Here is a 12668-nt window from a genome sequence, read left to right on the forward strand (position 1 = left end):
CGTTCTCGTGGCGGGAATGGCCGCTCATGACACGGTCGGTCTCTTTCGTAGCGTGACTTTCAGCGTGTCACCGAGCCCAGTCGATCGAAGGAGAACGTTTGCGGTTTTGGTGAGCCCGCTGATGAGCGCCCGTTCGTCTGTGCGAGCTCGCCACTGCTGATCGTGCACTCGACCAGCCGAAGGATCAGGGTCGCGTCCAGTGAGCCTAGCCCTCACGCCACTGACGAGGCTCCCGATTGCCAGATTCTCAGTGCTGAGGTGTAGCACCTCAAGTCCCGCGCGCTCGCCGGCCAGCCTGATGCTTGGGGCACTGAAGTACTGCAGATGCTGCGGATCGATGGCGCGCCAGCGGTGCCTCAGTGTTAGTCGGCTGACCGAGCGCCAATTTGGTGTGGTGAGATGAACGATCCCACCTGCTGAGAGTAGGTCTGCGGTCCGTCCCAAGAATGCCACCGGATCTGAGACATGCTCGACTACCTCGAAGAGTGTGATGAGGTCAAAGGGGCCCCTCGCATCCAACCTGGTGTCGTTCAAGTCCAGTCGGAAGCAGGGCAGCGAGTGAGCGGCCGCAATGTCAACTGCAGCTGGGGCGAGATCAATACCCGTGGCGTCCCATCCAAGAGCAAGTGCCACACGTACAGAACCTCCTATTCCACAGCCCACATCAAGCATCCGCGGAGGCTCACCTTGTGGAGCCAGGACTTCGAGCAGACCTGTCAGCCGCCGATGGTTCCGCTCCGGAAACAGTTGATCGGCGGGAAGAAGACGGCGCTGCTCATAATACGAGTAGAGTTCCTCGTGAAAGCCTCCAGGTGACATCCAGTGCCAGACGTGCCCGCATCGATGACACTTTGCGAGCTCCGGGTGTGCGTAGCCGCTCAGATGGCGATCGCTGAGCGACGAGCAGACGGGACAGCGCTGGGGAAGAAGAGTGCATTTGTCCATCGGACGCCATGGTAGCCTCGTCACTCGATGGACTAGATGGACAGGCTACTGTTGCGCGACAGGCCCTTGTTAGCGGTGCCTGCGGTCTAGCCTGGGGCCACTGACTGGAGTCGTCACGACTGAGGGAGACTGAAGCGGTGGCGGATGTCAGCTACATCACCCGGAATTCGGTGGTTTCGGGTGTGGGCAGATCACAGGTGTGGGAGTACGTCTCCGGTCTGGCCTCCGTTGGGCACCACATGTATCTGCATTCGTTTGAGCGTGACGCAGCCGCGGTGATCCCCCCGAGTCCCGCGCGCGTCAGGTGGTTTCCACATTCGGAAGGCGCACGCTATTTGGGGCGGCCACCGGTCCGCCTTTTGCGCGAAACCGCAGCTTCGCAAGAGCACCTCCTCCATGCGCGTGGCATGTTGCCGGCGGCGGCAGCAGTGGTCGTACGCCACCCGAACTGGATTTGGGACATGCGTGCGTTCTGGCGTGAGCAGCGGATCGCACTCGGTGCGCTCCAGCCCGGCTCGGCGACGGAGCGTGTTCTGCGCTGGGCCGAGGATCAGGCAGTGAAGCGGTCCTCTGGGATCATCTCCCTGACTGAGGCTGCTGTAGATGAGCTTGTGGGGCGCTATGGGCCATCAGTAAGGGATAAGACCGTCGTTGTTCCTACAGCGGTTGATACCGAACTATTCCGGCCGCGAGTGGGCTTGCGGAAGGGAGTGGTTCGGAGGATCATCCTCAACGGGTCGTTCAACGCCTTCTACGATGGGCCGGCTCTCGGGAAGATCATTGATGAGATGCGGAGGCGCTCGTCATGGGAAGTATTGTGGGTCGGCGCCGACCCGATGTCTCCCTGGTTTGACGAACTATCGCGTAGGTCGGATCACCTCATCTACAGTGCAGTTCCCAGTCAGGTAGCGACGCTATCGGCGGAAGCGGATGTTGGACTGGCCGTCTGCAGGAGGGACGCCGGTCCAGCGCTGCTCGCGGCGATGCCGACCAAGATCGGAGAGCTTCTTGCTAGCGGTAGCCCAGTGCTGGTGAACCGAGGCCTTGGGGATATGGACGCCTTGATTGAGAAGTATCAATGCGGGGTCGCGCTCGAGGATTCTTCGGATGCGGCCGTCGCAAAGGCATGTGATTCCATTCTTGAGCTTCTTTCGGACCCAGGCACGAGCGAGCGGTGTCGGTCGTGTGCGGTGTCACACTTTTCACTCGGCAGCGGGGTTGATGCGATCTCGGCGCTCTACGAGCGCCTCGCTGCAGCGGACGGACGATCAGCCCTTGCGGGCTCAGGTAGGTGATGGCGTGGCACGTCGAACCGTCGAGAGTCCTAAGAGGCGCCGGGTGGCATTCCCCTTCGAGGGATACCGGGTAGGTGGTAGCCACATATCCGGGTTGGTCTTGGCTGCCAGTCTTACCGACCACTCGAGGTTCGAGCCTGTAGTGGTTCTGCATCAGGTCGGACCGGTGGCAGAGTGGGCGGAAGCGCGGGGGATCGAGTATGAGATCCTGCCTACTCGGCACACGGGCAAATCAATGACGTGGTCTCGGTACGCGAAGTGCCTAGCTGCTGACGTCCCGAAATTGGTCCGCTGGATGAGGAAGGCCGAGATTGACATCGTCCATACTAACGACACGGCTCTTCACGTAGTCTGGGCAGCTGCGGTCCGGATGGATCGGTCTCGCCACGTCTGGCACCAACGTGGCGACAAGTGGCCAAGGTCCCCGCTTAGCGCCTGGAACAGAACTCAGATTGTGGAGATATCGCGCTACGTCCGGGCGTCACGGCCAGCCTACATTCGGGGTCCCGCAACGATCGTCTACAATCCCGTAGGCGCTCCCGGGCCGGGCACCGCCTGGAAGGGGCGAGAGCGTAAACGCTTGTTGTCGATGTGTGCCCTGCCGGATGGTGTTGTGTTGATCGGGTTTGTGAGCAACTTCCGCGACTACAAGCGACCGCTGGAGTTCGTCCGAATTGCCCAGAGAATCGTGCGCGAGTGGCGTGGAAGCAAGGTGCCCCATTTCGTGATGATGGGCCGCGAACACGACATTACGGAGCGACAAATCCTCGCAGAGGCACGACACCTCGGCATTGGCGATAGGTTTCACCTCCTGGGGTTCGTCCTCGACGCAGAGCGATTGATGGCTGGGCTTGACGCTTTGGTGATACCTGCGGTCGGCGAACCTTTTGGGCGCACGCCAGTCGAGGCCTCGCTGGTTGAGGTTCCATTCGTTGCATCGGATTCGGGAGGTCATAAGGAATCTACGCCCGAAGGATTGTCCGGGCGGCTGGTCCGATCAGATGCTGTGGATGCTTTTGCTCTCGCGATTATTCAGCTGCTCTCGGATCGGGAAACGCCTCGAAAGGCGCGGGAGTTGCGAGCAATCAATGAGAAACGGTTCTCGACCGATCAGCATGTCAGTTCCATTGTGCGTCTTTATGATGAACTCTTGCGCGAGCCGGTTTGAGTGCTCGACGCGACCAAGCGTCGTAGCCGGTCTCTCATGCCCCTGAGACAAGTCCCTCGTAGTGGTCCAGGTCGTCGTCTCGGACTTGCGCGTCGACTACAAAATCAACCGGGCCCATACCGCGCACGGCGTGCTCACCCCCCACCGAGCTCGCCGTGGGCGGCATGGGTCACCCGATGCCAACCAGCACTCGCACGGCCCCTGGACCGCTCATCGGGGACTCCTCATGAGCCGGACTCCCGAAGCGGGACAGAAGTGCACCGTCTATTCAGCATAGGAGTGTAGAGTGAATAGGATAGCTTCAAGAGCGCAAGCAATATTGAGGAAGTCGGGGTTCGAGGTTAGGCGCATCCGTCAAGGAGCGGCTGGTTCAGCTCTATTGGAGACTGCGCTGACGGTGCTATTGGGTCAGAAGTCTGTTCTTCGAATCGTGCAAGTGGGGGCGAATGATGGGCGGATAGCTGACCCGATTCATGGGTTTGCAGCTGCGCACCAGGATCGGGTTGATCTTCTCCTAATCGAGCCTCAGGAGAGCCTTCATTCTATGCTTGAAGAGTCCTATGGTGGTCATCCAAGTAAGACCATTGTGGGGCGGGCTGTAGGTCCGGCGGGCGAGTTGAAGCTCTTCGCTGTAAATCCGGAGTGCTGGAGTGACTGCAGCGTTCCATATGCCGACGGCTGGCCTAGCTACCGAGCACCAACTGGTATCACCTCCGCAGACTACGGTCACGTTGAAGCTTGGGTGCAGAAGTACTATGTCGGTTCCTTGCCGCTATCGGAAGTGGTCGTTGAGCTAACCGTACCTAGCACGCCGCTTCTACCTCTTCTTGTAGATACCGGATTCGGAGACTCCGTCGATCTGTTGCAGATTGACACCGAGGGATTTGACGACACAGTGATATATGAGTCGAGTATCGAAAGGCTGCTCCCATCTGTGATCAACTTCGAGAGTCGACATCTCAGTGGGCTAAGAGCAAAGGAGCTCACCTCCTATCTCCAAGAGTTTGGGTTCAGTATCATCGCCAATGGCGGCGATACGCTGGCGATCCGTTCTAGGCCATGATTGAAGTTGGATTGGACGCGAGCGTCGGTTGTCTGGTTCCGCTGAGGCGGCCCCCTCGTAGTGGTCTAGGTGTTGTGCGAGTCCGTTACCCCAGACTGGCGTGATGAGGAGGACAGCAGTCGTGGCCCGACGTCGGCAGGCGCCCGACTGGATCATCCGCAAGCTCGCCGAGGGCAACAGGTGAACGGCGCGCTTCGTTGGAGGCCCAGCATGCGCCGGCGCCTTCAGGGATCAGGGGCGCGTTCGGGTGCTCGGTTCTACCATGGGCGGGCCCTTGCGGGATTTGCGTTGTGGAAGACACACAGCCTCGCTCCGAGGGCTCATCTCATCGGGGACCACCCACCCCATCCCGCCAGGGAGGAGACCCAGTTCCATGAGGTTGGTACGGAAGATCAACCATCGGCTGTTTCACAAGGTCTTGCGGCCACTCGCCCCGAACTCGGGGGTGACGAGACTCGTTGGTTCTCGACTGATCGATGATCGCGAGACCGTGTACGAATTCTGGCGGCAACCTTCACCAGCCAAGAACGACCCTGACGAGTACGTCAAGGCGACCACACGCAGCGCCGCCCTCACGCAACTCCTTGAGAACCACAATCTCGCTGCAGACAAGGAGATTCTCGAAGTCGGCTGCAACGTGGGGCGGAACCTCGCCTACTTGCATGACCATGGCTACCAAAACGTAACCGGAGTCGAGATCAACCCGCATGCCGTTGAGCGACTGCGAGAGGTTTACCCGCAGCTTGAGGCTCGGCCAGTCCATGTCGGCGCCGCCGAGGGTGTGCTGCCCAGCTTCGAGGACTGGCAGTTCGGGCTCACGTTCACCATGGCGGTGCTGCAACACATCCATCCCGACAGCCGATCCGTGTTCGAGCACATCGGGCGCGTGTCCGAGCAGATCCTGGCCATCGAGCCGACGGTGGCCGGCGCCACCCACCGGGAGTACCCCCACGACGTGCCGGGTACCTTCCGGCGGCTCGGTTGGGTCGTGGCCGACGAGACGCCGATGAAGACGCTGGTCGACGAGTCCAGTGACTCGGGTGGGCTGGTCAACTACACCGCATGGTGGTTTCAACGGGCCTGACCAGACGAGCCCGTCGGTCACGACTATCTGAGCCACCCCGGGACGTTCCCATAGAGCGTCGAGGTGTGTTTCGAGGGTGGCGAGCTCGGCTCGTAGGGTGCGGTAGACGTCTCGAATGATGGATCTACGCGATGAAGCGTGGGGGCCGGTGAGGAGCTGCTGAGCGGGTGAGCGGGCCCCGATGAGTGGTCCAGCTGCTATGCGAGTGCTGGTTGGTGTCGGGTGATCCAAGCCTGAGCGAACTCGGCGGGTGTGAGCTCGCCGTGGGCGCTGTGGGGCCGGTTGATGTTGTAGTCGACGCGCCAGTCCTCGATGATCACCTGGGCCTCGAGGAGGCTGTCGAAGATCCACCCGTTGAGGAACTCGTCGCGTAGCCGGCTGTTGAACGACTCGATCCAGGCGTTCCGCCATGGCGAGCCGGGGTCGATGAAGATGCTGTCGACGCCGTTGAAGCGGCACCAGTCCGCGACGGCGTGGGCAACGAACTCGGGGCCGTTGTCGAATCGGACGAAGGCGGGGAAGCCGCGCACGACGGCGAGCCGGTCGAGGGTGGCGACGACCTGGTCGGCGTCGATCGAGCGGTCAACGACGATGGCGGGGCATTCGCGGGTGTACTCGTCGACCACGTTCAACAGGTTCAACGTGTGGCCGTCGACGGCGACGTCGAACTGGAAGTCCATCGCCCACAGGGTGTTCGGGGCGATCGGGCACAACGCCCCGACCGCCGAGCCGATCCCGACCATGCGCTTCTTGCGCCTCTTGTACGGCACGCGCAGCCCTTCCTCGCGCCACAAGCGCTGAACCCTCTTGTTGTTGATCTTCCGGCCGTCTCGGCGCAGCTGCTTCGCAGCGCGACGCCACCCCCACCGGGGCCGCTGCTTCGAAAACGCTCGCAGCCACCCGCGCAGCTCGGCGTCGTCATCAGCTGGTGGCGGGGCCTCGAGTCGTTGGGTCGAGCGGTGCTGACCGACCACCTTGCAGGCCCGGCGTTCGGAGACCCCGAACCGGTCACGCAGCATGCTCACGGCGCTGCGACGACGGTTCGGGGTCAGAAGTTTCCCTCCGCGATCTCCTTGAGCACAGACTTGTCCAACTCGGCCTCGGCGAGGAGCTTCTTCAGTCGGGTGTTCTCACCCTCGAGCTCCTTGAGCCGCTTCGCATCGCTGGCATTCATGCCGCCGTACTGCGCGACCCAACGATGCCAGGCCGACTCCGCGATCTGAAGATGCCGGCAGACCTCGTCGAGCTCGGTCCCGCCGGCGAGGAGCTTGTTGCCCTCGGCGAGCTTGCGGATGATCTGATCCGGCGTGTGCCGCCGTCGCTTGGCCATCGTCGTGGTCCTCCTTCGCCCCATCCTGGGGCAACGGACTCGCACAACAGGTGGACCACTTCAGGGGGCTCAGCGCAGTCGGACCCTGGCGTTGGCCGCCATCGATCTCTTGGATCACCCAGCGGCGCACCGCCTCCTTCCCGACGCCCTCACGGCGAGCCACCGCCTCGGCCGCCGCGGTCAGCGACGGGTACTCCTGCAAGTGGTCGAGGACCTGGCGCACGCAGCGCTCCTTGACCCTCGGATCGATCTTCTTGGGCATGGTTCGCATCCTTCCAACTCAGAAAGATGCGGCATCAAACCTGGGGCGCTTCAGACCGGTAGTGGGAAAAGGCCACCTCAGCCAGGTGCCAGTCGACCTCGGTATCGATGTCGTGGGCGCGCTCTCGGGGGAGGACGTACAGGGCCGTCCGAGTCTGTAGCTTCCGTGGAGGGTGGGCCCAGTAGGTCCGTGTCCCCCACGCGAACTGCCCGCAGTCGAAGTAGGCCTCGGGAAGGTCCTGCGACCTCGTGAGGCGATATTCGGGCCAGATCATCGAGGCGGAGTTGGACTCGTCCTGCTGCCAGGCACGGTGAACCGGGGCAGGGTGGGCGCAGGCTGAGAAGACAAGCTCGGCGCCGCTCGTGCAAAGAAGGGCGAGTGACTCGGCGAGGTCCTTCGCCAGCGTGAAGACAGCAGCCGGATAGATCAGGCACACATGGGTGATCTCAGCCGTGGTGTGCCTGGAGTACTTATCGATGGCATCGGCCACCACCGGCTGGAGCGGCGTGAAATCGTCAGCGAGGGTCGAGTCACGGCTGAAGGGGACCGCTGCCCCGGCTTCCTCGGCGACGGCGGCGATCTCGTCGTCATCGGTGGACACGACAACATCACGGAAGAGCTGCGAGCGAAGGGCGGTCTGGATGGGCCGCACGATGAGGGGCAATCCGTGGAACGGTCGGATGTTCTTGCGCGGGATGCGCTTGCTGCCACCACGGGCAGGGATCACGGCGAGGCAGTTCTCGGGTCGCGGGAGCTCAACGCTACTCATCGGCGACGTCCGCCGAAGTGAGCGGATCCCCGACCGAAAGGGATCGACGTGCCCGTTTGCCGATCACGGTTGAAAGGAGGTCCGGCGCCAGCCCGCCAGCGGGGCGCACCGAACGGACGTTGCGCTCTGAGAAGGCCTTCCCCTCGGCGATGGGAGCGATCACTCGGAGTGAGCGGCGGAACGCGAGACTCGCTGCTTCGCCGGCGGATGGGCCGAAGCGTGGACGTCCGATGGCAGCATGGGCCTCCCCTAGCACCGAGCTAAGCCTCGCGAGCTCCTGCGGCTCTAGGGAAAATTCAGCATCGGGCCCACCGTCTGATCGTCGCAGTGTCACGTGCTTCTCGACGATCGAAGCACCGAGTGCGACGGCAGCGATCGCAGCAGTGCTGGTGAGGGTGTGGTCCGAGAGCCCGACGGGTACGTCCCAGAGAGATCGCATCACCGGGATGGCCGCAAGATCCATCTGCCCTGGGTCAGCGGGGTAGGCGGAGTTGCAGCGCAACAACGCCACCGAGGGCGCTCCGCCTTCGCTCGCGGCACGGACGGCCCGGTCGATCTCGTCCACGGTCGCCATCCCCGTCGAGATGATCAACGGCCGGCCCTTGGACGCGGAGTATCGGATCAGAGGAAGATCGACGATCTCGAATGAGGCGATCTTGTAGGCCGGTGGGTTGAACGACTCGAGGAAGTCGACAGCCGAGGGGTCGAACGGGGTCGAGAGCCAGGCGAGGCCGAGGCGATCGCACTCGGCGACGAGTTCTTCGGTCCACTCCCACGGCGTCATGGCCTCGGCGTAGAGATCCGCGAGCTGGCGACCATCCCACAGGGTCCCGCCCGTGACCTGGAAGTCGGGGTGGTCAGAGCGGACGGTCATGGACTCGGGTGTGTAGTGCTGGAACTTCACGACGTCGGCGCCAGCCGAAGCAGCGGCCCCTACGAGCTCGAGGGCACGCTCGATTCTGCCGCTGTGGTTCCCGGAGATCTCGGCGATGAGACAAGGTGAGCCGGCTACGCCGGCGAGGGCCTCTCTCAGTCGGTCGTCGCTCATGCTCCACCGCCTGGCTGCGAGTCGGTCTGTCTTGGGTACAAGGTCAGCCACTCCTTGCGCAAGAGGGCCAAGCCGACGACGTCGAGCGGCGTGCCGCTTCTCCATACGAAGGAACGGAAGAAGGCTTCCCTTCGGAAGCCGGTCTGCTCATAGAGTGCGATCGCTCGATCGTTGGTGGCCATCGCCTCTACCCAGACCCGTTCGAGGCTGAGATCGTCAAATGCCATGCGCATGGACAGCACGAGGAGCGTGGCCCCGAGGCCACGTCCGTGAGACGCCGGATCGATGTAGCCGCCCCACGAGCAGGACCGGTGCAGCCGCGTGTCGATGTTGGTCAGCGATGCCAGCCCCACCGCAGTCGTTCCGTCGACGAACATACGATGACGATGAGCGGGGCCATCGATTGCAGCCGCAGCGAACCACGCTTCGTGTTCAGCTGGTGAGGCTGGCCCCGAGGTGTACATGAAGCGACTCACCTCCGGATCGGTCCTCCACCGGTAGAGAAGCTCTACATCTGCTGCTTCCAACGGGCGCAGTCTTGTCACCTGTCGCTTCCTTCCAGGACAGCTTCGACCGCACGAACCACGCGGTCTGCTCCGAGACCGTCCACGAGCGACTCGCCGGCAGAGGCCATGCGTGCTCGTCGGCAATCATCGTTGAGCAGGCGCGCCACCTCGTTTGACACAGCAGTGGATAGGTCGGGATGCGATCCGTCAAGGGTGAGGCAGAAGGAACGGACTTCGTCTGTGTCTACCAACTGGCGTTGGTTGTCAGCGGTGATCACGGCTACTACTGGTGTGGCCAAGCACGCAGCCTCCCAGAGCGTGGTTCCAGCTCCGAGCACGGCCACGTCTGCATCTGCGAGTGCTGCAGGTAGTGCTTCATGAGTGACCTCGTGAAGAGCGGGTTCTTCTCCGATGAGGGATCTGAGTTCAGCGCACCTCGGGTTGGCCATGCCGATGACTATCCCGACCTCGGCAGAAAGATGCGAAAGGCTGCGTGCGATCAATGCGGTCGTGTTCGCGGGGTCGGTCCCACCCATCGAGACCGCCACTCGAGGTGAGTCGCCACACGAGCGCGTGATGGCCCGTTGGTCGCGGATCTCTTCTCTGATCAACGCGTACTCGAGCCCGCGGAGAAGAGTTGAGGCGCCAGGGGCTGGGTACTCGATCAGTGGAGCGTGGGGGTTCTGGTTGAGGATGGTGTCAGCCGGGAGCTGGCTGTGTTCCCCGTTGTCGTCGATCCGGACGACGAACGGCCCGAGCCCGAGTCCATCCATGAAGTCTTCGCCGAGGTGATAGCCATCGAGCGTGACCGCATCTGGATCAACCCGACCCAGCGCGGCGCCGTCGGTCGTTGATCCAGGGGGCTCGACAACATCCACGATCACAATGCCCAGTCCACGGGCCCGTTCTCGCAGTGCTGTGGGGAGTGAGGCACTCCACAGCTCGCAACGCCACCTTCGTCGGCGGGCAGCAGCCCCCAGGGTGAGTGAACGCATCACGTGACCGACCCCGAGGAGTGCCGAGGCGTCGGCCCGAAGCACCCACGTTCGGGGGCGGTGGTCAGATGTCGGCGCCGTCATGGAAACGACGGCTGCTGATCGGCTGCAGTGGGCTGGGGCCTCATTGCGTGGCGGACTCGAGCGCTCGAACCACCGCTTCTTGATGAGCGGCGGTCAGCCCGGGGAAGCACGGAAGGCTGATCAAGCGCTCGTACAAGGCATCGCAGCTCGGAAGGTCTCCCGGTTGGATTCCGGTGTCGCTGCTCAGCGGGTGGTGATGGATTGGCACGTAGTGGACTTGTACGCCGATGTCGGCGGCTCGAAGCTCCCCAAAGACGCGCCTGCGGTCGGCCACCGTGATCGGAAACAGGTGGTAGCCGTGCCGGAAGCCCTCGGGTGCCGCCGGGGGAAGACCAACGGGGAGGTCGGCCAACATCTCGCGGTAGCGATCGGCGATTTCGTTGCGGCGGGCAATGAACAGATCGAGCTTGGTCATCTGGCTGGCACCGAGCGCAGCCTGGAGATCGGTCATGCGGTAGTTGTAACCGACGTCGCTGATCTCGTAGACCCAGGCTCCCCGGTCAGGCTGGCGAACCATGCAATGCGAGCGAAACGACCGTAGGCGCTCAGCGAGGTCATCATCATTTGTCGTCACCATCCCGCCCTCTCCAGAGGTCACCGGTTTGACGGGGTGGAACGAGAAGCAGCACATGTCGCTGTGGGCACAGTTGCCGACCGGCCCGTCCGGGTTCATCGCACCGAGGGCATGGGCGGCGTCTTCGATGACCACTCTCGGTCGTTCCGACCACCCAGGGTTGGCCAGGTCCACCGGCAGCCCCGCGTAGTGCACCGCCACCACGGCATCGGTGCCAGCCGGGACCCTGGCCAGATCGAGGTTCCAGGTGGACGGATCGATGTCGACGAGCGCAGGGCGGGCGCCCACGTAGCGAGCGCAGTTGGCGCTGGCCATGAACGTCAGGGGAGAGGTGACCACCGTGTCGCCCGGGCCGAGGCCGGCCGCCCAGGCCGCACCGTGGAGTGCGGCCGTGCCCGACGAGAAGGCCACGGCATGGCGCGCCCCCGTGTGCTCGGCCACGGCACCCTCGAAGCGTTCGATGGCCGGTCCCTGGGTGAGCCAATCGCCCCGGAGTACATCGACCACGGCGGCGATGTCGTCCTCGTCGATGCTCTGGCGGCCGTAGGGGATCATCGTCAGACCGTGGCGAGGAGGTCGCGGATCTCCTCCACGCTGATCCACATGTCGTTGGTGTCGGACCGGTAGGCGAAGCCGTCCGGGGTGGGCTTGCCGGAGCGCTCGCGACCCGACCGCCACCCCTCGATGACCGGGGCGATCACGTAGTGGTCGTCGTGGGCGAAGGTCCTGCGGGCGTCGTCCGCGGAGATCATCTCCTCGTGAAGCTTCTCGCCGGGCCGGATGCCGACCACCTCGGTGGGGACACCCGGGGCGATGGCCGCAGCCAGGTCCATGACGGTGGTGGAGGGGATGCGAGGCACGAAGATCTCTCCGCCGTGCATGCGATCGAAGCTGTCGACCACGAACCTCACGGCCTGGGGGAGCGTGATCCAGAAGCGGGTCATGCGTTCGTCGGTGATGGGGAGACGACCCTCGGCCGCCAGACGGCGGAACAACGGGACCACCGACCCCCGGCTGCCCATCACGTTGCCGTAGCGCACCACCGACATGCGGGTGGGGCTGTGCCCGGCGTAGTGGTTGCCGGCCACGAAGAGCTTGTCGGAGCAGAGCTTGGAAGCCCCGTAGAGGTTGATGGGTGACGAGGCCTTGTCGGTGGACAGAGCGACCACACGCTCGACCCCGGCATCAATGGCGGCGTTGATGACGTTCTCGGCACCCAACACGTTGGTGGCGATGCACTCGAAGGGGTTGTACTCGGCGGTGTCCACCTGCTTCATGGCCGCAGCGTGCACGATGGCGTCCACACCACTGAAGGCGCGGGCGAGACGACCGGGATCACGGACGTCGCCGATGAACCACCGCAGACGTGGATCGTCGCCGATCTCGCTGCGGAACTCGTACTGCTTGAGTTCGTCACGCGAGAGGATGGCGATCCGTTCCGGTTCGAGATGCTGGAGGGCGTGACGGATGAAGGCCTTGCCGAAGCTGCCGGTGCCTCCGGTGACTAGTACCGACTTGCCGCTCAGGTAGCTCATGGTGTGTGTT

At 63.3% G+C, this 12668-nt stretch carries 12 protein-coding genes; 4 read left to right on the plus strand and 8 right to left on the minus strand.

The window, feature by feature from the left end; translation table 11 throughout:
- Nucleotides 1–24 precede the first annotated feature (24 nt).
- The gene (locus tag LUW87_RS19425) at nt 25–945 is read right to left on the minus strand and encodes a class I SAM-dependent methyltransferase (protein ID WP_430300455.1); all 921 of its coding nucleotides are present in this window, start codon (nt 943–945) and stop codon (nt 25–27) included.
- Between the two features lie 197 nt (nt 946–1142).
- On the opposite strand from LUW87_RS19425, the gene LUW87_RS02725 reads away from it, so the two are divergent.
- From LUW87_RS02725 to LUW87_RS02740, 4 genes are all read left to right on the plus strand, one after another.
- Nucleotides 1143–2240, plus strand: coding sequence for a glycosyltransferase (locus LUW87_RS02725; protein WP_346742415.1), 1098 nt, complete (start codon nt 1143–1145; stop codon nt 2238–2240).
- Between the two features lie 589 nt (nt 2241–2829).
- Nucleotides 2830–3408, plus strand: a complete 579-nt coding sequence (locus LUW87_RS02730; protein WP_232669539.1) for a glycosyltransferase family 4 protein — start codon at nt 2830–2832, stop codon at nt 3406–3408.
- A gap of 436 nt (nt 3409–3844) precedes the next feature.
- Nucleotides 3845–4471, plus strand: a complete 627-nt coding sequence (locus LUW87_RS02735) for an FkbM family methyltransferase (RefSeq protein WP_232670872.1) — start codon at nt 3845–3847, stop codon at nt 4469–4471.
- A 490-nt stretch (nt 4472–4961) separates the two neighbouring features.
- The gene (locus LUW87_RS02740; protein WP_232669540.1) at nt 4962–5555 is read left to right on the plus strand and encodes a class I SAM-dependent methyltransferase; all 594 of its coding nucleotides are present in this window, start codon (nt 4962–4964) and stop codon (nt 5553–5555) included.
- A 197-nt stretch (nt 5556–5752) separates the two neighbouring features.
- Here the strand turns inward: LUW87_RS02740 and LUW87_RS02745 are convergent.
- From LUW87_RS02745 to pseB, 7 genes are all read right to left on the minus strand, one after another.
- Nucleotides 5753–6885 (minus strand): IS3 family transposase gene (locus LUW87_RS02745; RefSeq protein WP_430300457.1). Its coding sequence is split into 2 segments (ribosomal slippage): nt 5753–6621 and nt 6621–6885, totalling 1134 coding nucleotides; the frame shifts between segments, so codons are not numbered across the junction.
- A 296-nt stretch (nt 6886–7181) separates the two neighbouring features.
- Nucleotides 7182–7874, minus strand: coding sequence for a pseudaminic acid cytidylyltransferase (gene pseF / locus LUW87_RS02755; protein WP_232669542.1), 693 nt, complete (start codon nt 7872–7874; stop codon nt 7182–7184).
- Nucleotides 7875–7908: 34 nt separating this feature from the next.
- Nucleotides 7909–8964, minus strand: coding sequence for a pseudaminic acid synthase (pseI, locus tag LUW87_RS02760; protein WP_232669543.1), 1056 nt, complete (start codon nt 8962–8964; stop codon nt 7909–7911).
- Entirely contained in the window at nt 8961–9509 is a 549-nt protein-coding gene (gene pseH / locus LUW87_RS02765) for a UDP-4-amino-4,6-dideoxy-N-acetyl-beta-L-altrosamine N-acetyltransferase (protein ID WP_232669544.1), read from the minus strand. The genes pseI and pseH overlap by 4 nt, the downstream gene beginning before the upstream one ends.
- A complete protein-coding gene (locus LUW87_RS02770) occupies nt 9506–10354 on the minus strand; it encodes a hypothetical protein (RefSeq protein WP_232669545.1) in 849 nt (282 codons plus the stop codon). The genes pseH and LUW87_RS02770 overlap by 4 nt, the downstream gene beginning before the upstream one ends.
- A 235-nt stretch (nt 10355–10589) precedes the next feature.
- Nucleotides 10590–11678, minus strand: a complete 1089-nt coding sequence (gene pseC, locus LUW87_RS02775) for a UDP-4-amino-4,6-dideoxy-N-acetyl-beta-L-altrosamine transaminase (protein ID WP_232669546.1) — start codon at nt 11676–11678, stop codon at nt 10590–10592.
- A 2-nt stretch (nt 11679–11680) separates the two neighbouring features.
- Complete coding sequence (pseB, locus tag LUW87_RS02780; RefSeq protein ID WP_232669547.1) at nt 11681–12658, minus strand: UDP-N-acetylglucosamine 4,6-dehydratase (inverting); 978 nt, start codon at nt 12656–12658, stop codon at nt 11681–11683.
- Nucleotides 12659–12668: the final 10 nt, after the last annotated feature.

The sequence above is a fragment of the Rhabdothermincola salaria genome (genome assembly GCF_021246445.1).
GTDB lineage: Bacteria > Actinomycetota > Acidimicrobiia > Acidimicrobiales > Acidimicrobilacustridaceae > Rhabdothermincola_A > Rhabdothermincola_A salaria.

What these genes read in the sequence shown, in the direction of transcription:
- LUW87_RS19425 (WP_430300455.1), bottom strand. Translation starts at nt 945, where the DNA reads ATGGACAAATGCACTCTTCTTCCCCAGCGCTGTCCCGTCTGCTCGTCG.
- LUW87_RS02730 (WP_232669539.1), top strand. Translation starts at nt 2,830, where the DNA reads ATGTGTGCCCTGCCGGATGGTGTTGTGTTGATCGGGTTTGTGAGCAAC.
- pseC (WP_232669546.1), bottom strand. Translation starts at nt 11,678, where the DNA reads ATGATCCCCTACGGCCGCCAGAGCATCGACGAGGACGACATCGCCGCC.
- pseB (WP_232669547.1), bottom strand. Translation starts at nt 12,658, where the DNA reads ATGAGCTACCTGAGCGGCAAGTCGGTACTAGTCACCGGAGGCACCGGC.
- pseI (WP_232669543.1), bottom strand. Translation starts at nt 8,964, where the DNA reads ATGAGCGACGACCGACTGAGAGAGGCCCTCGCCGGCGTAGCCGGCTCA.